The 26,402-nt window shown below is 72.1% G+C and carries 15 protein-coding genes and 1 pseudogene; 9 read left to right on the forward strand and 7 right to left on the reverse strand.

The window, feature by feature from the left end; translation table 11 throughout:
* Positions 1–62 precede the first annotated feature (62 nt).
* From FYW99_RS31765 to FYW99_RS13750, 4 genes are all read left to right on the forward strand, one after another.
* Positions 63–521: a hypothetical protein gene (locus tag FYW99_RS31765; protein ID WP_190394654.1), complete on the forward strand. Its 459-nt coding sequence runs from the start codon at positions 63–65 to the stop codon at positions 519–521.
* A 3-nt stretch (positions 522–524) separates the two neighbouring features.
* The gene (locus tag FYW99_RS13740) at positions 525–1,505 is read left to right on the forward strand and encodes a hypothetical protein (RefSeq protein ID WP_150252442.1); all 981 of its coding nucleotides are present in this window, start codon (positions 525–527) and stop codon (positions 1,503–1,505) included.
* Positions 1,506–1,880: 375 nt separating this feature from the next.
* Positions 1,881–4,229 carry a vWA domain-containing protein gene (locus tag FYW99_RS13745; protein ID WP_190394655.1) on the forward strand — a complete coding sequence of 783 codons (2,349 nt, stop codon included), beginning with the start codon at positions 1,881–1,883 and terminating at the stop codon, positions 4,227–4,229.
* Positions 4,230–4,294: 65 nt separating this feature from the next.
* A complete protein-coding gene (locus FYW99_RS13750; RefSeq protein WP_150252444.1) occupies positions 4,295–7,465 on the forward strand; it encodes a tubulin-like doman-containing protein in 3,171 nt (1,056 codons plus the stop codon).
* 39 nt (positions 7,466–7,504) lie between these two features.
* On the opposite strand, the pseudogene FYW99_RS13755 reads toward FYW99_RS13750, so the two are convergent.
* Positions 7,505–8,779, reverse strand: a pseudogene (locus tag FYW99_RS13755) (RNA-guided endonuclease InsQ/TnpB family protein).
* A 98-nt stretch (positions 8,780–8,877) separates the two neighbouring features.
* Here FYW99_RS13755 and FYW99_RS31770 point away from each other — a divergent pair.
* Genes FYW99_RS31770 through FYW99_RS13775 form a run of 4 tightly spaced genes read left to right on the forward strand, consistent with a single transcriptional unit; the run spans position 8,878 to position 15,118 of the window.
* Positions 8,878–11,274: a hypothetical protein gene (locus FYW99_RS31770; RefSeq protein ID WP_190394656.1), complete on the forward strand. Its 2,397-nt coding sequence runs from the start codon at positions 8,878–8,880 to the stop codon at positions 11,272–11,274.
* A complete protein-coding gene (locus FYW99_RS13765) occupies positions 11,271–12,374 on the forward strand; it encodes a protein kinase domain-containing protein (protein ID WP_150252445.1) in 1,104 nt (367 codons plus the stop codon). The genes FYW99_RS31770 and FYW99_RS13765 overlap by 4 nt, the downstream gene beginning before the upstream one ends.
* 31 nt (positions 12,375–12,405) lie before the next feature.
* The gene (locus FYW99_RS13770; RefSeq protein WP_150252446.1) at positions 12,406–13,455 is read left to right on the forward strand and encodes a hypothetical protein; all 1,050 of its coding nucleotides are present in this window, start codon (positions 12,406–12,408) and stop codon (positions 13,453–13,455) included.
* Between the two features lies 1 nt (position 13,456).
* Positions 13,457–15,118: a hypothetical protein gene (locus FYW99_RS13775; RefSeq protein WP_150252447.1), complete on the forward strand. Its 1,662-nt coding sequence runs from the start codon at positions 13,457–13,459 to the stop codon at positions 15,116–15,118.
* A gap of 189 nt (positions 15,119–15,307) precedes the next feature.
* Here FYW99_RS13775 and FYW99_RS13780 read toward each other — a convergent pair whose 3' ends face one another.
* Both FYW99_RS13780 and FYW99_RS13785 read right to left on the reverse strand, forming a co-directional pair.
* Positions 15,308–15,880: a hypothetical protein gene (locus tag FYW99_RS13780; RefSeq protein WP_150252448.1), complete on the reverse strand. Its 573-nt coding sequence runs from the start codon at positions 15,878–15,880 to the stop codon at positions 15,308–15,310.
* Positions 15,881–16,664: 784 nt separating this feature from the next.
* Positions 16,665–17,528: an SDR family oxidoreductase gene (locus FYW99_RS13785; RefSeq protein WP_150252449.1), complete on the reverse strand. Its 864-nt coding sequence runs from the start codon at positions 17,526–17,528 to the stop codon at positions 16,665–16,667.
* Positions 17,529–17,728: 200 nt separating this feature from the next.
* On the opposite strand from FYW99_RS13785, the gene FYW99_RS13790 reads away from it, so the two are divergent.
* On the forward strand, positions 17,729–18,631 hold the full coding sequence (locus FYW99_RS13790) for a helix-turn-helix domain-containing protein (RefSeq protein ID WP_150252450.1): 903 nt from the start codon (positions 17,729–17,731) through the stop codon (positions 18,629–18,631).
* A 37-nt stretch (positions 18,632–18,668) separates the two neighbouring features.
* Here the strand turns inward: FYW99_RS13790 and FYW99_RS13795 are convergent, their stop codons facing one another.
* From FYW99_RS13795 to FYW99_RS13810, 4 genes are all read right to left on the reverse strand, one after another.
* Positions 18,669–20,522 (reverse strand): protein kinase family protein, encoded by a 1,854-nt coding sequence (locus tag FYW99_RS13795; protein WP_150252451.1) that lies wholly within the window; start codon positions 20,520–20,522, stop codon positions 18,669–18,671.
* Between the two features lie 15 nt (positions 20,523–20,537).
* Complete coding sequence (locus FYW99_RS13800) at positions 20,538–22,616, reverse strand: WD40 repeat domain-containing serine/threonine protein kinase (protein ID WP_150252452.1); 2,079 nt, start codon at positions 22,614–22,616, stop codon at positions 20,538–20,540.
* A 13-nt stretch (positions 22,617–22,629) separates the two neighbouring features.
* Complete coding sequence (locus FYW99_RS13805) at positions 22,630–24,696, reverse strand: WD40 repeat domain-containing serine/threonine protein kinase (protein WP_150252453.1); 2,067 nt, start codon at positions 24,694–24,696, stop codon at positions 22,630–22,632.
* A 551-nt stretch (positions 24,697–25,247) separates the two neighbouring features.
* Entirely contained in the window at positions 25,248–26,093 is an 846-nt protein-coding gene (locus tag FYW99_RS13810; RefSeq protein WP_150252454.1) for an alpha/beta hydrolase, read from the reverse strand.
* Between the last annotated feature and the right edge of the window lie 309 nt (positions 26,094–26,402).

The following is a 26,402-nucleotide window of genomic DNA, read 5'->3' on the forward strand; positions in this document are numbered from 1 at the left end:
ACAAGAAGCATAAAATAGACGTTCCCTCTCCGCGTTCCCCGTTTCCTTCCTAAGCTGGGAACGTGACCTCCGAAGAACACGCGCAGCAGGCCTCCCCCGCCCCCCTCACCGACAGCAGGGCGGCCGCCGAACACCTGTGTCGGAGGAGATCCGCGTACGAGGACGCCGCGGTGGACGAGGGCCTCCGGGACGACCTGGACGCACTCGTGGCCCAGGTCGCGGAACGGGGCCGCCTCTCCCACAGGGCCCTCCGGGCCCTGGAGGACCGGTTGGGGCCGCTGCTGGACCCCGGTGACGCCTTCTTCCGCAACGCGTTCGTCGGTCCGGGCCCGGGCCGCGACCCCCAGGAGCCGGTGGGCGGCCTGCCCGGGGTGGGCCCCGGCCCCGCGCCCGCCGTCCGCGAGGTGTGCCCCCTGGCCGCCCCCTGCTCCCGCATCAGGGGCGCCGGGGAGCCGGGCGCGGCGGGCGGCCACTGCGCCGTCGCGGACAGGCCCCTGCGACTGCGCACGAAGGGGACCTGACCGGTGAACCCCCTGCTGGTCGAGATCGGCAAGAGGGCAGCCGAGCACTGGTGGACGCACCTGGCCCTGCCCGGTGTGCTCTTCCTCGCCGCGTTCGCCGCCAGCGCGCTGCTGGCCCCGGCGGACCTGGTCGACCCCGCGCGCCTGGCGGAGCTGGCCGCCGACGCCCGGTCGCTGCTGGGCACGCCTACCGTGGCCGTCACCGTGGTCCTGCTCGCGGCGGTCCTGCTCCTGGGCCTCCTCCCGGGACTGGTCGTCCAACTGCTCGGCGCCTGGTGCGGGCGCTGGTGGCTGGGTGAGAGCGTGCTGTCCCCGCTCGTCTTCTGGAACCCCCGGTGGCGCAGGCGCCGCTGGCACGCGGCCAGGCGCAGGGCCGGAACGGAGAGGGCGCGCGAGGCGGCCGCGGCCGGCGGGCGGGACCCGGACCGCAGCCACCGCGTCTCGCTCACCGAACCCACGCGGCGCACCTGGATGGCCGACAGGATGGCCTCGCTGACAGTCAGGGTGCGCGATGCGCACGGGCTGGACGTGTACTGGACCTGGCCCCGCCTGCTCCTGCTCCTGCCCGAGGGCGCCCGGGAGGACGTCGGACGGGCACAGGACTCCTTCGCCCAAGCCCGTGCCCTGGGCGGCTGGGGCGCGCTCTACCTCGCCGCGGCGGGCGTGTGCGCGCTGCACCTGGTCGCCGTGGCCTGGGGCGCGGGGCCCCTGTCCCGGCTCCCCGAACCGCCCTGGGACCCCTGGCTGCTCCTGCTGCTCGCAGCGGCCGGGGCCGTGACCGGCGCGGTCGCCCACCAGCGGGCGCGGACCGCGATCGCCTCGCTGGCCGACCTCGTCGAGTCCTGCTACGACCTGCACGCACGCGAGTTGGCCGCGGCTGTGGGGGTCGTCGACCCCGAGCAGACCAACAGCCGGGGCAGGGCCCTCTCCCCTGACCTGGGTGAGCAGGTCACCTATCTGCTGAGGAAGTCCGGCCCCTCCTGACGCCCGACCCCTCCTGACGCCCGACCCCTCCTGACGCCCGACCCCTCCTGACGCGCGGCCCACCACCGCCGATAAGGACAAAAGTCCTCAAAGATCTCAGGGGAGATTTCCTCCCCCTCAAGACACAAACCTCGCACAGCAACACACGCTTTCGCAAAACCCCCAGGAAGCATCCCGAACTCCGTCCGAGAGAAGTGGAAACACCACCGCGCGTAGCCGAGGTCAACGGACGTTCAAGAATCCGTTGAAGCACCTTCCGAAAAGCAGTACAGTAAGCCCTCCGTCCGCTTTTCGGACAATGGTCGGATGGTGTGCGCAAACGCACCCGCGCACTCTTTTTCCGAAAACAACAAGACACAGGAAGGGCCAGGTGGCGTGGCACTGACCCCATGCGCGACGACGGCGTGGAAGCGAGCGGCCCTCGCCTCGGCCTGTCTCCTCTTCCTCCTGCCGCCCGTCCCGGCCTCGGCCGCGGCGTCCCCGCCCCGGGCCGCGGAGGAGACGGACCAGCCCGAGACGGAGCCCCGGTCCGGGGCGGACGCGGCCACGACCGCCTCCCCCCTCGACATCGTGATCCTGGTGGACGAGTCCGGCTCCCTGAGCGAGGACGACGTCGAACAGGAGACCAGGGCGGCCTCCACCATCGCGCAGAGCGTCCTGGACCCCGGCTCCCGGGTGACGGTGGTCGGTTTCGGCAGCAACAACGGGCAGGCCGACCAGATCGCGGCCCGGGAGGTGTGCCGCCCCACCCTGGTGGACGAGGGGTCGGGACGCCAGTACCTGGCCGACTGCGTCTCGGACCTGCACCGGCGGGACTCCTCCGAGGGCGACGACACCGACCACGCCGAGGCTCTGGGCACGGCCCTGCACTACCTGGAGGGACCCGAGGCACCGCAGGACGCGACCGGGATCGTCTTCCTGCTCACCGACGGCGAACTGGACGTGCGCGACAGCCCCCACTGGGGCGCGCGCCCCGAGGACCGCGACGACAACGCCGCGGCCAGGATCGACGAGCACCTGGAGACCGCGCGTGAGGACGGCGTGCAGGTCTGGCCGCTGGGCTTCGGCAGCTCCATCGACCGCGACCAGCTCGACGCGTTCGCCGAGGGCGGCTCCCAGGAGACGTGCAACGACCTGGAGGTGGCCACGCCCACCGCGCGCGTGGTCGACGACTCCGCCGACGTGGTGCGCTCCCTGCGCGAGGCCCTGGCCGCCGCCTCCTGCTCCGTGGCGGGCGGGCTCGACAGCGACACCCTCTCCGGCGGCGGCAGCACCACCCTGTCGGCCTCGATCCCGGTCATCGCCACCGACGGCGCGCTCGTGGTCACCAAGAACAACCCGGCGATCAGCGTCGAGTACACCGACCCCGAGGGGGACCCGGTCGACCCCGACGGCGGCGACCACAAGGGCTCCCGGATCAGTCTCAGCGGCGCGAACGGCCCGGTGGAGGTGCTCCACGTCGTCGACCCCCTGCCCGGCACCTGGCAGGTGCGGCTCACCTCCCCCGACGGCACCCCCGAGGAACTGGTGACGGCCACCGTCCAGTGGCAGGGCCGCGTCAACACCTTCCTCACCGTCGAACCCGCCGACCACTCCGGGCAGGAACTCGTGGTCAGGGTGGACATCCGCACCCGCCGCGGCCCCGTCACCGACCCCGAGGCGCTCGCCGAACTCGACTTCTCGGCCGAGGTCGCCACCCCGGACGAGACCGCCGAGTCCATCGAACTGAACGACGGGGGCGAGGGCCCCGACGCCACCCCCCAGGACGGCCAGTACGCGGGCACGGTCGCCGTCCCCGAGGGGGCGGACACCCTGCTCTTCACCAGCCGCGTCCAGGGGCCCGGCGTCCCCGACGACGTGCGCGAACTGCGCTACACCATCGACCCCGGCGGGGCGGCCCTGCAACCCGGCGTGCGCTTCGACGACCCGCCCGACGAGGTCTGGGCCGGCAGCCACATCGACGGCACCCTCGACGTCGACAACCAGGACTCGCAGGAGGGACAGGTGGAACTGCTCCTCCAGGCCCCCGAAGGGGTCCTGGCCACCATCGAGCAGGACACCACCGCCTTCAGCCCCGGTACCAGCAGGGCCGACTTCACCGTGCGCTTCGAACAGGGCTCCGCCCTGGGCCGCGCGGTCCTGCACGTGCAGGCCGTGGACGCCGAGGGCGCGGTCCTGACCACCTCCGCGCCGCTCACGGTGACCGTGCGCACCCCGCCGGGAGTCCTCGAACGCTACTGGTGGGCCTGGCTCGCGCTGCTCCTGGCCCTGGTCGCCGCCGCGCTCCAGGCGTGGCTGGTGTGGCACAGGAGGCGGGCCGCCAGCAACGTGCAGGGCCTGGTCGTCGAACTCCACCGGAACGCGCTCTCCCTCCAACAGGAACTGCGCGCCCCCAGCAGGTGGAGCACCTCCTTCGCCTTCACCGTCCGCGACCCCCAGGGATCGGCGCCGCGCCTCGAACACGGCGGGGCCTCCGACGCGGGACCGGTCTACCGGGCCTCCCGCGACCCCAGGGGCGGTGTGCGCCTGCGCACGCCCCACGGCGCCGAGACCCTGCGCCTCGGCAGTCACAGCCAACCCCTGACCGACGGCCTGACCGTCTCCTTCCGCGACGAGCAGCGCCCCCGCAGGAGCCCCCGCCAGAACCCGGACCCGGCACAGGCCGCGCCCGGACCGGGCACGCGCGAGGAGGGCCCCCCGCTCTCCGGGATCCGGCTCGACTGAACGGCTCCCCGCCCCCGCCCCCATCCCGCAGAAGAACGACCAGCCTGAAGGGCCTTCGACACCCCATGACGATGAAGCTCTACCAGCCGCTGCTCTACGTCGGCCTCGGCGGTACCGGCTGCCGTATCGGCGCCGAGCTCGAACGCCGCATGCGCGAGGAGCTGTGCGGACCCGACGGGACCGAGTTCCAGCAGCTGCGCCCCGGTGCGAACCTCCTGCCCTACCAGCTCCCCGCCTGCGTGCAGTTCGTCTACGCCGACGTCAACCGGGGAGAGCTGGACAGCCTGCCCGAGCGGGTGGTGCCCGGACGCCACCACCACGCCGCCGCCGAGCGCACCGCCCACTACGTCCGCGACCTGGTCCCGGAGGTGCACACCTACCCCGAGGCCGCGCGCAGCCTGCGCCTGAGCGCCAGCGAGTCGGTGGACCACTGGCTACCGCCCGCGGTCGGCGAGCCCCGGGTGGCCCCGCTGGACAAGGGCGCCGGGCAGTTCCCCACCGTGGGGCGGGCGGCGCTGTTCGAGACCTTCCGCACCGGGACCGGCCCGGCGGTGGCCCCGCTGCACGAGGCCATCAACCGCATCGCCACCTCGGCGGGCGACCTGGCCGCGCTGGGCGGCACACTGCCCAGGTCCTGCGACGTCTTCGTCTCCTTCTCCGTGGCCGGGGGCACCGGGACCGGGATCTTCTACGACTACCTGCACCTGATCGCGCACACCTTCCAGCGCTCGGGGCTGCGCGTGAAGATCTACCCGCTGGTCCTGATGCCCTCGGCCTTCGACGAGGGCTTCGGCGGCGGACGCAACGCCAAGCTCAACGCCGGACGCGCCCTGCTGGACATGTTCCGCCTGGTCGACGACCAGAACGGCCGCGAGGCCTCCCTGGAACTGGTCAACGAGGTCCGGCCCGGGCCCCGCCGCAGGGACGACACGGCCGTCTACTACCCGGTGGAGGGCCGCGTCCAGATCATGCCCTCGACCGTGCAGACGGCCTTCCTGTTCAGCCGCCCCACCGGGACCGACCGCGACGACCTGCACCGGTCTGTGGTCTCCCTGATGCTCTCGCTGGCCAGCACCGACATGGACCGGCGCGCCGAGGCCGAGTCCGCCAAGCAGGAGAACCACCAGTCCTTCGCGGACAGCTTCATCAACACCCAGGCCGACCGCGAGTCCTCCGCCGAGACGGGGATCGGCAACCGCGGGGTGTCCACCGCGCTGGTCGCGTCCATGACCGTCCCGGTGGACGAACTCTCCGACATCATCGGCTCCCGCCTGCTGCGCTCGGCGGTCGAGGACATGCAGGCCCCGTTGCACACCAGCGCCGAACAGACCGGGAGCCTGGTCCACGACTTCTTCTCCGCGGCCAACATCCACCCGGTCCTGGCCCGGGCGGGCACCGACTTCGCCGAGCCGCAGCCGGTCACGGGCGCCGACGCGATCGCCGCCGCGCTCTACGACCGCAGCGACTCGATGAAGCGCAGCCTCCACGCCCTGCGTACCAGGCTCGGCCAGGAGATCCCCCAGATGGCCCAGAACTTCGACCACCGGGCGGGCGTGCGCGCGCTGCTGGGCAGAGTGGACCCCTTCCACGCCCTGCGCGTCATCGAGGGCGACCCCCACGACAACGACAGGGTGGGGCGGCTGGGCGTCCTGGGCATCCTCCAGCAGCGCCGCAACGCCCCCGCTCCCCCCGAGGGGCTGACCGCGCCGCCGCCCATACCGCAGATGCGGGACCGCCTGGGCGGCGTGGTCAAGGTCAGGTACACCGACCCGGTGCCCGCCCAGGCACGCCAGGACCAGGAGCGGTGGTACGACTGGCAGACCGGAGTGGTCTGGAGCGAGTCCTGGGCTCCGACGGTCCCGCGCTGGAACCGGACCTCGACCCAGTTGCGCAACGACCTGGCCGTGTTCACCCAGCAGTTGGACGAGCACGCCCGCACCGACCGCGCCCGCTTCGAGCGGCTGTCCCGGCAGCTCTACCGCCCGCGCACGGGCATCTCCTACCTCCTGCCCCCTTCGGGCGGGGACCTCGAACCCTTCTTCGTCCGGGTCCGCGACCACCTGGCGCGCTCCCTGCACGAGGCCGGACGCCTGCACGTGTCCCCCACCGACGCCGAACTGGTCCAGGCGGTCGTCGGCGGCCAGGGCTGGCGCACGGCCTACGACGTCTGCCTGGACCGCGGCCCGGCCGAGGCGGTGGGCTTCCTCAGGGAGACCCTCAAGTCCGCGATCAAGCGCTTCCTGCGGGAGACGGGCCCGGCCCAGTCCCCGCTGCTGCCCCGCCTGGCGGACCTGCTCTCCCAGGCCGCCGAGCAGGGCGGCGGCAGCGTCGCCGACGAGGACCTGTCCCAGTTCCGCGCCCAGGTGGCCGCGCTGCTGCCGGTCGGCTACGTGCCCCAGGGCAACGGCCCGCTCAAGGTCCTGATCACCTACCACTCCCCCGCCGCCAACCCGCGGATCGAGCAGTACCTGCGGGAGTCGGTCAACCTGCCCAGCGGCGGCGGGCACACCTACGAGTTCCGCGCGGTCAGCGCGGAGAGCCTGAGCGTGGTGCTGTTCCGCAGCTCCATGGGCATCACCGAGGTCCCCGAGGTCAGGGAGGTGATGCGCCTGTGGTCCGACGCGCTGACCAACCAGCAGCCGCAGGACTACCTGCTCTGGCGCCAGCGCCTGGGCTACGACTTCAGCTACCTGGCCACCACCGAGCGGCACCGCGTCCAGATCCTGCACCGGCTGCTCAACGCCCTGTGGAACGGCCGGGCCACCGTGGTCGGGGACGCCACCTCCCCCGACGAGGTCCGCTTCACCCTCGGCGGCGGCGTCACCATGCCGCTGCGACTGACCCCGCTGGGACGGACCTCCTCCTGGGGCAGCCTGCTCCAGGCCTACGAGCACTGGGCCTTCAACGGCGAGGACGGCATCACCGGCCAGTTCTGCGCCCAGCTCATGGCGGAGCTGCCGCTGGGGGTGGAGAGCAGGCCCGTGGAACCCCACGCGAGCTACCGGGCGCTGTGCCAGCTGGCCGACAAGGAGGTCGAACGCCTGGACCGCATGCTGGAGGACCTGCGCGGCAACTCCCGCAACCGGGCCCTACAGATCCAGGACTTCTGGGAGAACACCCTGCCCGCCGCCCTGGAGACGGAGTTCCAGGGGGTGGCGGCTCCGCTGAGCGCCAACCTCAACGCCCTGGAACGCGAGGTCGGATACTACGGCAAGGACGGTGACACCTTCCGTTGACTTCCTCTCCTGCCTGAAGGCAGGAGATTCCGGGACCACCTACCGGTGGTTCGAGGCCAGGGCCTCGTCACGGGTCGCCCCGTGGCCTTCCTGTTTCATTGCCGGTCGCCCCGTCCGGGAGGACTCCCGTTGAGGTCTCACACCAGCTCCCGCCCCTACTGTGTGGGCTTCGCCATGATCACACAGCGGGGGCCCGGCCCCAACCGCCAGCCCGGCGGCTTCGAGATTGTTCGCCGCGTTCACGTCCCGATCATGGGCCGCCCCGCACCGGGGGCACGTCCACGTCCGTACACGCAGCGGCAACGACGCATTGAGGTACCCGCACCCGGGCGTCGAGCACGCCTTGGAGGAGGGGAGGAACCGGTCCACCACGACCAGATCGCGTCCGTACCAGGCGCACTTGTACTCCAGCATGGTGCGCAGCTCACGCCAGGCCACGTCCGAGATCGCCCGGGCGAGTCTGCGGTTCTTGACCAGGTTGCGCACGGCCAGGTCCTCGATCACGACCGCTTGGTTCTCGCGGACGAGTCGAGTGGAGAGCTTGTGCAGGAAGTCCCGACGCCGGTCGGTGATACGGGCGTGCACCCGTGCCGCCCTGCGGCGGGCCCTGTCCCGGTTGGCACTGCCCCTGGCCTTACGGGCCAGCGCACGCTGCGCCTTGGCCAGCCTGGCGCGGTCGCGTTGCTCGTGGCGGGGGTTGGCCACCTTCTCCCCCGTGGACAACGCCACCAGCGACGTCACACCCATGTCCACACCCACCGCGTCGTGGACAGCCGGAGCCGACGTGATGGTGTCCTCGCACAGCAGCGAGACGAATCAGCGCCCGGCCGCGTCACGCGACACGGTCACCGTGGACGGCCGTGCTCCTTCGGGCAGGGGCCGCGACCACACGATGTCCAGGGGCTCGGCCATCTTGGCCAGGGTCAGCTGCCCGTCGCGGTAGCGGAACGCGGACCGGGTGTACTCCGCGCTGGCGCGCGACGTCTTCTTGGACTTGAACCGCGGGTACTTCGCGCGGTGGTCGAAGAAGTTGCGGAACGCGGTGTGCAGGTGGCGCAGCGTCTGCTGGAGCGGGACGCAGGAGACCTCGGTGAGGAAGGACAGCTCCTCGGTCCTCTTCCAGGCGGTGAGCATCGCCGAGGTGTGGGAGTAGCCCACCCGCTCCCGGCGCTGGTGCCAGGCTGCGGTGCGTTCGGCCAGAGCGCGGTTGTGGACCAGGCGCACGCACCCGAACGTGCGCGACAGCTCGGCCGCCTGCGCATCGGTGGGGTAGAAGCGGTACCGGAACGCCCTCTGCACGCTCTCCCTGGTCATGGCACACACCGTAGCGACCGCCCTGCGGTCGCGTGAGCCGAATCCAACAGAAAGCAACAGAAAGGAGAGGGCGTTTCCTCCCCGCCCTGAAGGACGGGGTGTCCACGCCCAACAAACAGATGAGCGTCCACCACCTCGACCTGCGGGGTACCGACGCGGACGAGGCCGTGCGCCGGGTCGTGCGGGAGTTCGGGGAGGGCACCCCCCTCACCGGCTCCGACCGGGCCCTGGTCCTGGACGAGACCGACCTGCTGGTAGACCACGGCCCCGCCTACCTGGAGGTCTTCACCAGCGGGCGTATCCGGTCGCTGGTGTGCGTGGTCTCCGGCCCGCCGTCCGGCAGCGGCGGGCACCGGATCCTGGAACGGCCCGGCCAGCTGGGCCCCGAACGCGACGTGGCCACCCTGTGGGTCAGCAACGAGACCGGGGTGGACTGGGGTCTGCGCCCCCGCGGGACGGCCCGCCCCCACCCCGGGGCCGCCCCCGGATCCCGGACCGGGGTGGAGCGCCTGGTCGAGGTCCTGCTCCAGGCCGAGGTCTTCGACCGCGTCGTCGAACTCAGCCGCCAGCTGCCCGAGGCCGCCGCCTCGCCCGGCCTGTCCTGGACCGGGCCCGAGGGCGGCGACGGCGCCGTCGCCGCGGCCCTGGCCCGGACCGTGCACAGGTTCACCGACGCCGCGGGGACACCGGCCCCGCCGCCCTCCGCGGGCACCGGCGCTCGCGGAGGCATCCTGGTGGAACTGGTGGAGGACACCCACCGGGCGGCCCCCGGGAGCAACCACCCGGGCTCGGGAGAACTGGCCGCGCACGAACACCGCCTGCGCGACCGCGTGGCCGCCGCCGAGGGCGCGCTGGACGCGGTCTCGGGGCTGGGCGGCGCGTTCTCCCCCGCCTCCCCGGCCCGTGTCCGCGAGGAGGAGCTTTCCCAGGTGGGCGGCGCGCTCCTGTCCTACCGCGACCACGTCGCGTCCCTGCTCTCCCGGCTGGGTTCCCTGAACGGGGGTCAGCTGGCCTCCGAGCTCGCGCGCGCGGGGCTGGGCGGCCGCTCGCCGGGGCCGGAGGAGGTCGACGAGGCCGTCGGGGCCCTGGTCCGCCGGGTGGACGGCGAACTGGAACGGGGGGAGCCGGTCACCCGCGTCGCCGCGGGTCTGGACCGGATCGCCGAACGCCTCTCACCCCGGGGAAGCGCCTCCGCCCTGCCCCGGGTCCAGCGGGCCGCCCCCGACCACCTGGTCTCCTCGCTGAGCCCCCCGCCGCCCTTCCCCCTGCCCGGACCGCTCTCCTGGCTGCTGCCCGTGGCCTTCCTGCTTCCGCTGCTGCCGGCCCTGACCGGCGGCTGGCTCGGGCTCGCCGGGGCCACGGCCCTGGCGCTGGGCTGGGTCGCGGCGCTCGCCGCGGGCCTGCGTTCGGCCCGGGGCGCGGAGGCGGGCGCCGGACTGCCGGTCCTGGCGGTGCACGCGGTGGCGGCCTTCGCGGGGGGCTTCACGGGCATGTGGGCGGGCGGCGTTCTGCGGCTCGACCTGCTCCTGTCCCTGCTGCCCCAACCGCTGCTGCTGGCGACGGCCCTGCTGACCGGCGCGGCGCTGGGCGCGTACGTGCTCCTGCGGACCTGGGCGGGGCTGGCCCGCCGCTGGCGGAGCCAGATCGGCCTGGAACGCGCGGGTTCCGCCGCCTCGGCCCTGACCAGCCTGGTCAACGAGGTGGCTCAGGAGGAGTGGTACCCCGGCACGCAGCGGCGCCACCTCGCCGACGCGGCGCGCGCCGCCGCCAGTGCCGCGCGCGCGGTCGCCGACGCCCTGTCCGGCACCGCCGGTGGCGCCGGCGCCGCCGCAGGCCCCTCCCTACCCGAGCTGGAGGCGGTGCTGCGCTCGGACCTGGCGGCGCTGACCCGCACCGCCATGGAGGACCTGTGGGACGAGCTACGGGTGGGAGGCCCGGTCAAGGACCCCTACGAGCACACCCGCGGCACGGCTGACGACCTGATGGAGGAGTACCGGTCGCACCTGGAGCGGATGAGCCCCCACACTCCGCCGCGCTTCGCCGACCCCGGTCTGCCCCGGCGGGTCTACGGCGGCTCCGGCCTGGAACAGGCGATGCGCTCCCTGCTCACCGAACCCACAGGACGCATGCTGCAACTGTGCGACCCCAAGCACCTGCACCTGCTCAGCGACACGGTCTCGGCGGTCGGCACGGTCCGCTTCGCGCCGCGGTCGCTGCGCGAACAGCTCGACCGCGCGGGCACGGGCCCGGCCTCCGAGGCCGCGCAGAGCGCGGTGTGGACGCACGGAGGAAGGCTCGCGGGGCTGGTGCGCCTGGTGCCGCTGCGCCCGGGCGTGGTGCGCACCCAGTGGTTCGGCTCCGCCGACCCCCAGGACGGGGAAGGCGGCGGGACCGCACGGGAGCGCACCGGGCCTCACACGAACACCGAGACGGAGGAGAGCACCGCGAACGGCCACGCTCCGCGCTCCCCGTTCGAGGAGGACTACCTTCGTTGAGCGAGAACAGTCCACAGGACGGCTTCTACCTGACCCCCCACCAGCAGCAGGTGCGGTGCCGCCTGGTCCGGGTCCGCCCCGAGGACCCGCAGGAACCCTCCCTCCCGCTGTTGGAGTACGACCTGGTCCACGACGAGGTCAGCGGGCGCGAACTGCTGCGCGTCAGGGTGAACGCCGCGCCGGGGAGGCGGCCCGGGGACCGGGTGAGGGCCTACTCGGCGCTGGACAACGAGATCCTCGCCGGTGTCCGGCTGTCCAGGGTCTCCAACGGCGCCCCTCCGGCGGAGCTGAGCAGGCTGGTGGGCTACCACGACGATCCCGCCGAGCCCTTCGCCCTGCTGGAGCCCTACCGGGGTGAACCCGTGGACGTGCTGCTGCGGCGGCGGCAGCTCTTCGAGGCGGAGCAGTCCGCCTTCCGGGAGGGGCTACTGCGGGCGCTGAGCTGGCTGCACTCCTGCGAGGTGGTCCACCGCGACATCAGACCCGGCACCGTGCGCTGGGACACCGAGCTCAAGAGCGTGCAGCTGTGCGGCTTCTCCCACGCCACCGTGGCGGGCACACCCCGCGCGGCGGTGGGCAGCGAGCCCTGGGCCTCCCACGAGCAGCGGCTGGGCACGGGGACCTGCGACCCCCGCGACGATGTCTGGTCCGCGGGCCTGGTGCTGTTCCAGGCCCTGAGCGGGCACGACGTGGAAAGCGGAGGAGTCCTGCCCCTGGCCGCCTTCCCGGAACTGGCCGCGAACCTGCAGGACGTCTTCACCACGAGCGCGGACGGGCGCCCCGACGCCGACAGTCTGCTGAACCGGTTCTCCGGGGGCGCGACCCCCTACCGGCGACGGATCGACGCCCACCTCAAACCGGGACGCGCGCGCTTCGAGGAGAGCCGCGCGCGCAAGCGGGCCGCCTCGGGTGAGCCCCCGCCCGAGCACGAGACGGCGACCGCGACAGTTCCCCCGCGGGGACCGGAAAGAGCCGAATCCGTGCCCCCCGCGCCGGTCCCGTCGAACGCCGCCCCGCCCCCGATCCGCTGGGGCGGGCTGGTGCTGCTCCTGATGGTGCTGGTGGGTGCCGCCGTAGCCCTGTTCGCCTACTTCGGTTGAGAAGGCGTCCCCGACGAGAGGTAATCCCCGCATGAGCGAGCCCGACACCACTCCCCCCGGGGTGCGCTGCCCGGTGTGCCTGAGCCGGGTGGTCCTGGACCACGGCGAACTGTGGCTGTGGAGGGACGGAGAACACCGCAGACTCGACATCCCACCGGGCGTGACGCCGGAGCAGCGGCGCAGGCTGCTGCGCCGGGCCGAGGCACGCTGCCCCAACGAGGTGGCGGAGTTCCCCGAGCACTACCTGCCCTACCAGTACGTCAACGCGGACAGGGACCCGGTGGTGATCGCCCTGATCGGAGACTTCATCTCGGGCAAGACCCACCTGCTGGCGTCGATGATCGGCTCCATCCAGAACCAGGGCCTGGAGCAGTTCGGCCTGTCCGTGTCCCCCCTGGACGTGCGCGGGTACGAGGCGTTCACCAACACCAAGGTCCGGCCGCTGCTGGACGGCGACCAGGTGCTCGCACGCACCGGCCAGGACGTGTGGGACTTCGAGGTGGGCCTGATGGTCACCGACCTGGGTGCGCCGTCCGCACCGCCGAGGGCCGTGGCCTTCTTCGACGTCGCCGGCGAAGTCCTGGCCACCACGGGCACGGCCGCCGAACAGGCGTTCCTGGACACGGTGGACGGCTTCCTCTTCGTCTTCTCCCCCAAGGACATGGAGAGGGAACGGCCCGACATCACGTTCGCCACCGTTCTGGACATGCTCACGGACAAGCAGGACAAGGCGGCGGTCCTGGTGATGGGCAAGGCCGACCAGTACCGGTTCGAGCCCCCCGTGGACCGGTGGCTGCGGGACGGCGTGCGCGCCCTGGACCCCGACAGGGTCGAGGCGGAGACCCGGGACCTGTACGCCTTCATCAGCCAGTACGACGAGGGCAGGACCTATCTGCGCCCCTGGTTCGAGTTCGGCAGGAGTGCCATCCACACGGTCTCCGCCACCGGAGGAGACCGCTCCGCCGACGGCGGGAGGTACGCGCGCCCGGTGCGTCCCCAGCGCGTCCTGCAGCCCTTCCTCACCCTCATGGCGCTGACAGGGGTGCTGGAGACCGCCGAGGCCCGGAAGGTGGGCCGCTGACATGACCGAACCTGCCGGAGCCCCCACCCCTGCCGAGATCCTGCACCTGATCTCCTTCGGGTTCGAGGACATCGGCCTGGTGGGGCCGGGCCTGGGCCCCGTCGGCACCTCCTTCGGCCAGGAGGAGTACGTCAGGGTGAGCACGTGGCGGGACCGGCTCACCAAGGTGGCCGTTCCGGAGTTCCCGCCCGAGCACGTCGCGCCCAGCTACTGGTATCGCAGGTTCGCGGACGGTCAGGGCGCGCTGCTGCGCCGCTCCTCGGAGAAGGACGTACTGGACCGCCGCGGTAACACCGCTCAGGCGCTGACAGGAAGGAAGATGATCGCCCCCGTGGCGATCTGGGCGGCTCTGGGTGAGTGGCCCGAGCTCCACGCGTGGTTGGAGGAGCCGGGAGGAACGCCCCTGGGCTGGGCCACGATCGCGCCCTTCGTCGCACCCGACGGCAGGCATGACGCACAGCGACTGGACCAGGAGGCTGCCGTCCAACCCGGGCTGGTCGCCCTGGTCGCGCGGGTACTGCGGTCCCCGGCAAGTCCCGTCGACGTTCTGGTCCCCGGCACCGGGCACCTGTCGGGGGAACGGGGACGCCTCCTGCTGCTGTGGGGCCTGTACCGCGCTCTGAGGGACGTCATCGGCACCGAGGAACACCCCCTGCACGAGGACGTCGAGTGGTCTTTCTCCACCTACGAGCCCTGGCCCACGGGTAGGAACATGCGGACGGATCGGCCGAGGATCGCCTTCCGGTCTCCCCTCCCGCGGACTCAGACCGCTCTCCCGTCCCCGCTGGACCTCCTGGCGCCCGAGCGGGACACCGCGTACCACGAGGTCGCCCGGTGGCTCGTCACCCTGCTGGGCGCGGGCGACGGAAGTCTCGGCGAACTCGGGAGGGAACTCCGCCACCTCAACGCCGCCGACCACGACGAGGTCATCGAGTACCTGGACCGCCGGGCCCGGCGGGCGGCGCGGACCCGTCTGCCCGGACCACCCGCTCCTCCGGGAGCCGAGCCCGGGGCCGCCCATGCCGGGACGGTCAGGCCAGGGAGGGCCGTCGTCGCGGAGGACGTCCCGGGAACGGCCGGTGCCGAGGGCTTCGGCAGCCGGGCGGAGGGTTCCGAGGCGGCTCCCGTCGCGGCGGGCACCGCACGGACGGACGGGCCCCCGGCGCATCCGTTCTCACACCTGGACGGCGAACCGGAACACGGTGCGTTTCGGGCCGTCCCGCCGAGCACCGCCGACCGTCCGGGGCGCGCCGTACCCGGGAGCGGGGAACGTTCCCGGGAGGCCGCGTGGCACCGCTCCCCCGGCCAGCACTCCTGGTCGGCTCCCGGGCAGCACCCCCGCCCGGGTTCCCGGGCAGCGCCTCCGGACGGGTACGCCCCGCCCGCCGCCGGGAACGCCCGCGGAGCCTTCCCTCCACCGGCCGTCCCCTCCGAGGCCCAGGTCCAGGACCTCCTCGACGAACTGGACCAGGAGCACGACCCGCACCGGATCGCCGCCATCGCCACCCAGATCGTCAGGCAGTACCAGCCCTCCTTCAGCCAGCACCTCGTGGTCCGGGGCTACCCGAGGAGGGTGGAGCTGCGCACGGAGATGATCCTGGCCTTCGTCGCGGGGCTGGCTCTGCTGCTCGTGCTCCTGCTGGCGGCGAACCTGCTGCGCTGAGCCGCGCCGCGCACGGAAGGCGCGGACCGCCGGTCGGTTCCACTCGCTCTCCGACCGGCGGTCCGCTGGAGACGGCCCCCGTCCGGGCCGTCCGCTATCCCACCTCAGCGGTGTAGGTCTCACCCAGACCGATGACGACGGAGACCGAGGTGACCGACGCGACCGGCTTCAGTGCCTGTCCGCCGACGGTTACTCCAGTGTCCACTCGCAGCCGCCGGACAGTTCCAGGGCGGCGTCGCCCTCCTGCACCACGACGGAGCCGGGCCCCTCGATGTTGTTGTTGGCGATGATGTCGTCGAGTTCTCCGGACAGCCCGGACAGGCGCGCGTAGTAGCACATGGGGAGGATGCTGTCCGGGTCCGGCCCGTCGGTGGTGTACGTGCCGGGCTCGATGTCCTCGCCGACGCGGTGGATGCCGTTGCCGATGGCGGAAGGGGCCTCCGGCTCCTCCTCCGCCGTCTCCTCCTCGACCGCTTCCTCCGTGGCCGGTTCCTCGGCAGCGGTCTCCTCGGCGGGTTCCTCCGCGGCGGCCTCCCCGGCCTCCTCGCCACCCGCCTCCTCCTGGGTGGCGGCGGGCTCCGAAGCCCCGCTGTCGAGGTCGTCCCCGCTCAGCGCGGCCATGCACCCGCCGAGCAGGAGCAGGAAGAGGATGACGCCGAGGCATCCGCCGCAACCGAGTCCGATCTTCTTCCCGGTGGACATGCCCGGGTTGGCGGGCGGGGGCGGGGGCGGCGGGCCGTAGGGCGGCTGGGGCGAGGTCATGGTGTGCTCCGGTCTGTGTGCAGGGGGCAGCACGGGGCGCTGCCGGAATGTGCGCCGCCCACCGGGCGGATGCGCTCGGCGGGCGGAAACGGAGACAGGAATGCGAATACACGCCCGTCTTCGCGAGACCCGTTGAGATTCGCTGTGTTCTCACCATACACAGAACTTGTGAATAGAGCCAACCACCATTGCGTGCACTTGTGATCATAGCTGGCCATCCGCGCAGTGACACCTGGAACACGGAGCGCGTTCGACTACACGGGCGGTTCACGTCCGCACGAGACCGAAGGGACCCAGGGACGGCCCCCGCCCTCCCTGCCGGCGTCCCCGCACAGCCCGCCGTGGCAGCACGCGACCCCGGCCAGGCCCCACGCCTCACCCGCACCAGAATCCGAGCACACCGAGGAGACCGACCGGGTCTTCACCGAGGGGCGGATCCGACGGAGGCCGGTAATCACGTAGTCGGTGTTCTCCTCCCCTCATCCGGTGAGGTCACTTGCGTGGTCCTCAGAGGCGTAGTGGGACCAAGGGCTTCCCGCCCCGGTGGCCGGCGCGGTGATGTGTTCGGGGTGGCAGCCGAGCCTGAGGGCGATGACGGGGGTCGGGGGGGGGGAGGATCGCTCCAGGATGCAGCGGCAGACCCCCGCCCGAGAGCACGGCGGGATGACGAGAGCCCCCGTGCAACGCGACGTTGCGCGGGGGCTTCCCTGTGCCCGCAGTCATCGACCCACCCTGACGCACCGCCGACAAGGTTCACCTCCCAGACGGTGCGGGTGTTGGAGAGTCAGGCAGCGGGATGGTCGGTGATGGGCGCGGTCCGCGCGGTGGCGTCGAGGTTCGCGCGCAGGGCCTCGACCTTGTCGGTGACGAAGGCGTGCGAGTCCGAGCCGAGTACCTGGCGCAGCGGGCCCTCGGCGTCGCTCACGACCCGGTCGATGATTGCCGTGGCGCCCTTGACCGGGTCGCCGAGCTGGCTTCCCTGTAGGTTCAGGTGGTTTTCGACCATTTCGCGGATGCCCGGGTAGGCATCGGTGGTCTGGGCGGGCAGCGCGAGAGAGTCCCGGGTGAGGAAGTCAGTGCGGAAGTAGCCGGGCTCGACGATCGTGACCTTGACGCCGAAGCCGGCGACCTCACCGGCGAGGGCCTCGCTGAGGCCTTCCAACGCGAACTTGCCTGCACAGTAGAGCGCCCACCCTGGAAGGGAGACCAGCCCGAGCACCGAGGAGACGTTGACGATGTGACCGCTCTTTTGCCGACGCAGGACCGGCACGGTGGCACGCAGGACGTTCCACACGCCGACGACCTGGACGTCGAGCATGTCGCGGACGTCGGCCGGGTCGGTTTCCTCAACCGCGGCCAGGTAGCCGTAGCCAGCGTTGTTGACAACGGCGTCGAGGGTGCCGAAGCGGGCGACCGTCTGGTCGACGGCCTGCTTGACATCAGCGTCGTTTCGCAGATCGACGGCCAGGGGGAGCAGCCGCGACGTGTCGACGCGATCGCCGATCGCCGACAGCAGCCGGTCGGTGGATCTGGTGGTTGCCGCGACGTTGTCGCCGCGCTTGAGCAACTGAGTGACCAGCTCGAGGCCCAGGCCGCGAGAGGTACCGGTCACGAACCAGGTCGACGGACGATTCGACGGAAAACTCATGATCATCCTCAGTCTCGAAGTTCGGGGAGACGCCGTCGGGTGGTGTCCCGTGCTGGCGTGACTCCAAGACTGGTTCACGGCAAAAGGCTGCGGGGACTGATCTCGGGCCCTGCGCGACCTCGCACGCCGGAACCTGGGACCCGGAGGTCTAGTCACAAGCGGCCCAGGTGAATGCTGTCGACCTCGTGGACAATGGGGTTGTGGCACAGACGAATCACGAACTTGCCGATTTCCTACGCCGTGCTCGGAGCCAGGGCGACCCGTCACGGGCGGGACTGCCGCCCGACGGGCGCATACGCCGCGTCCCCGGGCTGCGGCGCGAGGAGGTCGCGCTGCTGGCCGGGGTGTCCACCGACTACTACGCCCGTCTGGAGCAGGGTCGGCGTATCACGCCCTCCCCGGCCGTGATCGAGGCGATCGGTCACGCGCTCGGACTCGACGCCGCGGGACGGACACACCTGGAAGACCTCATCGGGGTGACGGGGGCGCCGACCCGGCGACGGGCTCCTGGCGTCCAACGCGTGCGTCCAGGGCTCTACCAGCTCCTCGACGCTCTGGACGGCGAACCTGCGCTCGTCCTCGGACGCCGCACCGACGTGTTGGCGGTCAACAGGATGGGCGCAGCGCTTTTCGCCGACTTCGAAGGCATGCCTCCCGCCCACCGCAACTACGCGCGCTGGATATTCCTCGACGAGGAAGCCCGCGCGCTGTTCGTGGACTGGGACGACCAGGCCCGCGCAGCGGTCGAGAGCCTGCGGTTCGAGGTCGGCCGCGATCCCGACGACCGCGCCACCGTCGCGCTCGTCGCCGAGTTGCGCGAACACAGCCGCGAGTTCGACCGGTGGTGGGAGCAGCACCGGGTGCACCAGCGCACCCACGGCTCGAAGCGTCTTCGCCACTCACTCGTCGGTGACCTGACTGTCGAGTACGAGACCCTCAACCCGCCCGGCGACACCGACACCACACTGTTCGTCTACACCACTGAGGCCGACTCGCCGTCACGGCGGGCTATGGACATCCTCGCCAGCTGGACCGCATCCAACTCGGGAATCGGGACGCAACGCCAGAACCAGGGGACCGACAGCGTCACCGACCAGGACTGAGCACCGCATCCCAGAACCCGGAACCGCGCTGCCCTCCTCACAGCGTTCCGACGGTCTCCCAGGTCTCGGGGTCGAGGAGCCGCACACCCGGTTCCTCCGTCTTCACCGCGACGACCTCTCCGTCCGGGTGCGGAGCCACGTACCAGGGGACCAACCCCTCCGGGAGAAGGCTCTCCCCGCTCTCCAGGTCCCACGCCACGCCGTACGTATCCGGTTCCGCACCGTAGTCCTCAGGATCGGAGTCCCACCACATGACGTACACCCGGCCGAGCCACGGGTCCACGACGACCTCCTGGATCCAGGGCTCCCGGATTTCCGCCACCTCCTCCATGTCGAACGCGTCAACCCGGTGTCCGGCGACGATGTCCCACACGATGACCTCACCCCCATGGACGTAGACGACCTCGTCGGTCCCCCAGACCGGCGCGAACACCCCGTCCGCCACCGGACGGACCGTGTGCAGTCGTTCGCCCGTGTGCACGTCCCAGACCGTGATGCTCCAGTCCGAGGAGCCCACGGAGTTCCTCAGGGCCAACCGTCGCTCATCGAGGAAGACGGGGTTTCCCCCGTCGCTGTCGATGGTGTTCACGGTCTCTCCTGACGCACTGTCGACGATCTGCACACCAGCACCCGGGACGGCGTCCGATCCGGTGAGGGCGATCAGTCCGTCGGGGGAGACCGCGATCCCGTTCACGGCCGGAGGCCGCTCCGCGGGGGTCCCGCTGGCCGAGCCCCCGTTTCCGTACCCGGTGACCGTGCCCGAGACCAGGTCGAACCCCTGCCCCACCGGCGTCGGGTACTCGTTCCCGGGTCGCGGCTCCGATTCCATGGCGACGGCCGCGATGCCGCATCCCCCGGGCAGGAAACCGAAGCCCGCCAGCCTGTCGAGGGTCGCGCTGGGACGGGCGACCTCCCGACCCTCCCTCCAGTCCCACACACTCAGTTCGTCCTGGAGGGTGTGCGTCACCAGCAGGTCACCGTCGGGGGAGAACACCATGTGGGAGAAGATCTCCAGGTCGTCGGCGTCCCGTTCCTCGGCGGGGGCGAACCCCTCCGCCTCGGTGCAGTCGGCGACCGTCCTCTCCGGCACGTCCGCGGGGTCCGCCGACCCGTCCCGTGCCACCACGAGCGCTGTGGCGGCGACCGCCGCCACAGCCAGGGCCCCGGCGGCCGACGGCACGAGCACACGCCTCCGGGGCCGCCGCCCGGTGGTGGACGTCCCGCTCTCCCGTCCCGCCACGGTCCCCGCGAGCATCCGCACGAGTTCACGCGGAGCGGGCCGCAGGTCCGGGTCGGGGCGCAGGCAGTCGTCGATCACCTTCCGGAACCGGAGCGGGGGACCCGCGTCCCCCGCTGCGGCGGACACCAGGGCCGCCCAGTGGCGCACGTCCTCCGCCGCCTCACCGGACGGCGCCGCCGAGAACGCCCCCGCGAGCCTGACGCCGTCGGAGGAGAGCAGGACGTCCTCCGCGCGCAGCGGCCCGACGGACATCCCCGCCTCGTGCAGGTCGGCCAGACCGGCGGCGAGTGCCGTCGCCACGGCGGGGAACTCCTCCGGGAGCAGGCCTCCCCCGTTGCGCTCGACGCGGTCGGCGAGGGTCTCCTCGTCCGTGCGCGCGAACGCGGCCCAGGGCACCGCGCCCCGGGTGTCGGCCCCGACCATCCGGCACACGTACGGGCTCCTCAGCTTCCGCAGGGCCTCGACCCGGCGCGCGAACTCGCCGCGGAACAACGGGTCGGTGGCGCGCCCGGGACGCAGGAGCACGACCATGGCGGACACACGGCCGCCGGTCCCGCCCGCGTAGCGGTGGGCCGTGTCGTCCGAGCCGAGCCTGCCGAGCAGTCGGTGGGGCCCGATGGCGGGCGGGTCGTGCGGGTGCAGGGGGAGCATCCCGGTCCTCTCCAATCAGCCGAGTTCGCCCAGGACGTCCGCGGTCGCGGCGTCGACAACGAGGACGGTGGTCGCCTCCTGGGGCAGTACGGCCAGTACCTCTCCCTCCGGGTGCGCCGCCAACGTCCGGATGTCCGCCTCGCCCGCCCCGTCCGTTCCGGACGTCACCTCCTCACCGGTGGAGAGGTCCCAGGCGGTGCGCAGCCCGTTGGACCCGAAGACGAAGTCCGCGTTGTGCACCAGGTGGAAACGGTCCGTGCCGGGTGCCACTACGAGTTCTTCGAACAGGTAGGGCGGATCTCCCTCCGGGCTGAAGAGGCGGGGTTCGGTTTCCGCCAGGTAGTTGGTGTGCACGACCGCTTCCGGAGAGACGGACAGGTAGAGCAGGTCGCCCTCGTCGTTGGGCAGCGCCACCGAGCCTTGTTCTTCGGTCTTCAGTGTTCCCTCCCTGCGGAACACCTCGCGGCCGGTCGAGGTCTCCAGCACCGCGACGAAGCTCCCCCCGTTCAGGGCGAGGTGCTCGCCGTCCGGCGAGTAGGCTGCCCAGCTGCTCGCCTCCTCCCAGATGTCGGTGACCCCACCCGTTTCCAGATCGATCCTCCGAGTCCCCCCGTGACCGATCGTGACCTCTCCACCGTCAGGGGAGAAGACCAAGCTCTCGTATTCGAAGGGGTCAACGGCCAGGTCCGAGAAGTACATGGTCCGCTCCCCGCTGCGCAGGTCGAAGACGTGCAGGCCGCCCTCGGTGGAGAGGTAGGCGAAGCGGCACCCGTCCGGGCTCACCGTCGGCAGGCCCCCGAAGTCGGGCAGGGACTCGCCCGCGAAGGCGACCTCCGTCCCCGCTTCCCAGTCCCACAGGGCCACCCCGGTCGGATGCGACACGGCCAGCAGTTCGCCCCCGGCCACGAACGAGAGCCGGGGGAAAACGGCCATGTCGAGGTTGTAGCTGTCCTCTCCGGGTATTTCCAGCCGTTCCCGGGCTGCCTCCGCGTACTCGGCCGCGAAGTCCCCGGGTTGTGAGCACGTTCCGCCCTCCGCTCCGGCCCGTCGGGGATCCTCCTCGGCCTGTGGCGGTGCGGCCGCCTCCGACACCGACCACAGCCCTGCGGCCACGGTGAGGGCCAGGGCGGTCGCACCTGCACCGAGTGCCCACCACTGCCGACGACGAGCGGGGCCCGCCATGTGCCGCAGACCCCGGAAGACGTACTCCCCGTGCTCTTCGGAGACCTTTCCCACCCGCAGCGCCGCCTCTGGCGGAAGCCAGTCCCGAGCCGCGTCCACCGGATCGACCGGACCGCCCAGCTCCTCCAGCACCCCGGCCGCCGACGGCCGGTCGCCGGGGTCCTTGGCCAGACACCGGAAGAGCAGTCCGCGCAGGTCCTCGGGGACGGAGGCCAGGTCCGGTTCCAGGTGGGTGATGCGGTAGGCCACGGCGGAGGGGTGCCCTTCGCCGAACGGCCCGGTACCGGTGAGCGCGTACACGGCGGTGCCCGCCAGCGCGAAGACGTCCGCGGCGGGTGAGGCCTCCGCTTCCCCGTACAGCTCGGGGGCGGTGTACCCGGGCGTTCCGGCGACCATGGTCTCGTCACCGTCAGCGGCCTCGGTCTCCTCCAGGGCCCGGGAGACCCCGAAGTCGATCACCTGCGGCCCGGCCGCCGCGACCATGACGTTGCCGGGCTTGAGGTCGCGGTGCACCAGCCCGTCCCCGTGCATGCCCTCCAGAGCCGAGGCGACGGCCCGCAGCAGGAACCTCACCGACTCCTCGGAGAGCGGGCCGGACTCCCGGACCAGGCCGTGCAGGGTGGGCCCGGCCACGTACTCGGTGGCCATCCACGGGATCCGGGCGGCCGGGTCGCTGTCCAGCACACGCGGCGCGAAGGGACCGCGGGCGCGGTCGGCCAGGTCGAGTTCACGGGCGAACCTGGCACGGAAGCCGGGGTCGTAGGCGAACTCCGCCCGCACCGACTTGACCGCGGCGAGGGTACCGTCGGCGTCCGTGGCCAGGTAGACGCGGCCCATGCCGCCCGCGCCGAGAACGGCACGGAGGCGGTACGGGCCGATGTCGCGGGGGTCGTCCGGGGAGAGTGCGCGCATGGAGGCTTTCGTTTCAGTCCGGTTGCTCAAGCTCGTTGACGACGGTCAGGTTCTCCCCGTCCAGTACCAGCACCTGGCCCGCCTCCAGGTCGATGACGGCCAGGAACTCGTCGCGGGGGTGCGGACCCGCCGGTCCGGGCAACAGGGCGTCGCCGTCGCGCAGGACCTCGCCCGTGCCGGTGTCCCACACCGTCCCGAGCCGGCCGGTGATGGCGTACGGGTCCTCGACACCGGCGTACAGTCGTTCGCCGTCGGAGGAGAACGCGAGGGGAAATCCGACATCGGGATCCTCCTCGCCGATACGGCCGAGGTCCCGCAGGGTGCCGCCGGTCTCCAGGTCCACCAGGCGCACCCGGTCGGTGTCCTCCAGCAGCGCCATCACCGACGGGTCGGTCGGGTGCAGGGCGAAGCCCAGGTTTCCGGGGCCCTCGAAGTAGTGGACCCAATCACCTGAGTCGGCGTCCCATACGGCGACCCCCAGCACCCGCACGGAGTCGTCGCTGACGGTGCCGACGAGCATTTCTCCGTCGGCGGTGTACTCCAGGTCGAACACATAGGAGTAGCCGTTCTCCCCGGGCAGGGAGATGCTGTGGATGTGTTCGGCCGTGGCAACGTCCCAGACATGCAGCTCGTTTGTGGTCCGGTTCCCTTCCCGCATATCGACGAGGACCGTCAAGCGGGTGCCGTCAGGGGAGAGCGCGGGGAAACGGGGCTCGGCCAGCCGATCCTCGTAAACCAGGGTGGTCTCATGGACCAGGGTGCCGTCATCATCCCTGTGGATCTCGACCCTGTCCCGATGGGTGTGCCCTGTTCCGCCCGCGTAGGCGGCCGCGATCGTGCCGTCGGCGTTGGCGTCCGCCATGGACGGCGAGGGGTTAAGGAAAGCGACGATCTCACCGGCCCGCCGGTCCCATACGGAGAAGTACTGCGAGCCGGCCACGTAGATCCGTTCCCCGTCAGGGGAGAAGTCCACGCCGTCCATGGCCGACGACATGCTCTGCCGGTACCCCTCCGGGACGAAGGCGGTGTCGACCGAATCGCTCGGCGCGTCGCTCCCCTCCCCAATCGCCTCCTCCCCGCCTTCGGGCAGCGCGGTGAGCGCGTACCCGCCCCCGGCCGCCAGGACCAGGGCGGCCCCCGCGGCCCCCGCGATCAGCGCCTGCCGCCGCCACCGGGCCCGGCTCGCGCGGGCGCGCTCCCCCGCCTCCCGCTCCCCCAGCCGGTGGACGTCGTCGGTCACCTCGCCGGGCAGCCAGGCGTGCGCGGTCCGCGGCATGGGCACGTCGGCCAACGCCTCCAGGACCGCGGCCGTGTTCGGGCGGTGCCCGGGGCTCTTGGCCAGGCAGCGGGCCAGCAGGTCGCGCAGCGGCCCCTCCGGGACCGCCGACAGGTTCGGGGAGTCCGACAGGACGCGCCGCAGGGTCTCCTTGGCCGGAGCGTGCCCGAAGGGCGGTTCCCCGGAGGCGGCGAACAGCACCGTCCCGGCCAGGGAGAACACGTCGCTCGCCGGGGACACGTCACGGCCCCTGATCTGCTCGGGTGAGGTGTAGGCGGGGGTGCCGAAGGACTGCCCGGTGCGGGTCAGCACCGTGCCCTCCACCGCCCGCGCCAGCCCGAAGTCGATCACCTGCGGGCCGCGCGGGGACAGCAGCACGTTGCCGGGTTTGAGGTCGCGGTGCATCAGCCCCGCCCCGTGCACCGCCTCCAGGGCCCGGGCCAGCCCGGACACCAGCACGGGCAGGGACTCGGGCGGCAGGGGCCCGTGCTCGCGCACCGCCTCCTTGAGCGTCGGGGCGGGTACGTACTCGGTGGCCATCCACGGCACCTCGGCGTCGGTGTCGTCGTCGACCACCGCCGGGGTGAAGGGCCCGCGGACCCGGCGTGCGGCGCGGACCTCACGGGCGAACCGGGCCCGGAACCCGGGGTCGTGGGCCAGGTCGTCCTTGACGAGCTTGACAGCGGCCAGATCGCCGCCCGGGGTGCGGGCCAGGTAGACCTCGCCCATGCCGCCGGCGCCCAGACGGGCCAGCAGCCGGTGGGGGCCGACGGCGCGGGGGTCGTCAGGGGTGAGGGGGTGCACGGGAAGGGGTCCTCACGGTGTCGCGGTTCCGGTGGCGCCGAACCCGGTTCAGGGGGCGGGACAGGGACAAGTTACCGCTTGGAACACCCTGTGCACAGGAACGTGTCCACATGCGGACTCCGCACGGTGTCGGGCCGCGCGCATCCGGTACGGGGAGCCGGGTGCGCGTGCCGCCCCGGCGGTACGTCCACCCGGTCCGGCCGCGGGCCCAGGCCACCGGTGAGACCGCACGGAACCGTCAGGGACGCCGCCGTGGCGGCGGTCCGCGCCGGAGAAGGGCCGGTCGCGCACCGATCGAGCCTCGGCCCTCGGCTCCGCCAGCGTTCACACTCCCCCTCGGACGCGCGCTCCCGAACGGCGGTCGGCCCTCCGGGAGCGCGCGGGGCCGGTCCCCTCCCCTAGTGCGGTGACCGGCAAGGTCCCCCGGGGCGTGCATATCGAGGATGATCTTGCTCCCAGAGGCACTGCCGACGGTCCACAGTGGCACCAGTAGCAAGATCACCGGGAGGAGAGTCCCCGGCGCCACATCGGCAACCTTTTCGGCCAGCCCACTAGTCGAGGTTCTTGCTGTCGGTGTCCCACTCGGTGGAGCACAGGCCGCAGTCCTCGCCGACGAACTCCTGGCGGGCCTGCTGGTCGCCCTTGAGCTGCCACTCCAGCCAGGCGACGCCGACACGGCCGTACTCCCCGCCGTTGGGCTCGGCGAAGGTGCCGTAGTGGCCGACGTCGAGGTGGCCGATGAAGGCGGGCAGCCCCTCGGGCAGGCGGTCGTAGTCATCGAGGGCGTTCTCGTAGGCGATGTCGCCGGGACCGCCGGTGAAGTAGGCGACGGGGGCGTGCAGGTCCTCCAGCAGGTCGTTGTCGCGGTCGGTCAGCAGGCCGCTGTTCCACAGCACGGTGGTGTCCACGCGCGGGTCGTCGGCGACCTCGTAGGTCTCCAGGCCGCCGCAGGACTGGCCCATGACGGCGATGCTGTCGGTGTCGATGTGGCCCCGGTACTCGCTGAACAGGCGGTCGTTCTCCTCGATCGCCCAGTCCACGGCCTCGGTGAGCATCTCGGGGTCGGTGCTGCCGAAGCCGCCGGGGCGGCCGTTGGCGATGACCAGGAAGCCGTGCGAGGCGAACTCGGTGAGGATGTTCTCGAACCACGTCCCGTCGGCCCGGCAGGCGCCGTTGCCCCAGGCCACGATCGGCAGTTGCTCGCCCTCGGGCAGGTCCACGGGCCGGTAGACGGTGTGGTCGCGCAGGCGCAGGGTGGTGACGTACTCGGCGTCGTAGGGCCCCGTCCCGCCCAGGACGCGCACGGGGTCGGCGGCGGCCGCCCCGGGGGCGAGGGCGGCGACCGTCGCCAGACCGAGGAGGACGGACGCCGTCCGGCGTGCCAGCGGTGATCCCATCTCATGCTCCTTGGGGGTGCGGAAAAAAGCGGGGGTTCCTCTTCCAGCGCGCTGGAAACCGAATATCCGGCGCCTCGGAGAGGCTGTCAACACACCCTCGCGCACAACACGTGGTTCCACCGATACACCCGCCGGGCCTGCGTTTTATCCGCTCGGTGACGGCGCGCGCACCTGACCAGGAAAGGAGGGGACCGGAGAAAAGGGAGAACGCTCCCGCGGAAAACGCGGCTGTTTCTCCGGCCCCGCACGGAACACCGGCGGGGGCTTCGCGCTCCCGTGACTCGTCACAGGAGATGAGCCCTTGACCGC

Source organism: Nocardiopsis deserti (genome assembly GCF_008638355.1).
GTDB classification, from domain to species: Bacteria; Actinomycetota; Actinomycetes; order Streptosporangiales; family Streptosporangiaceae; genus Nocardiopsis; species Nocardiopsis alborubida.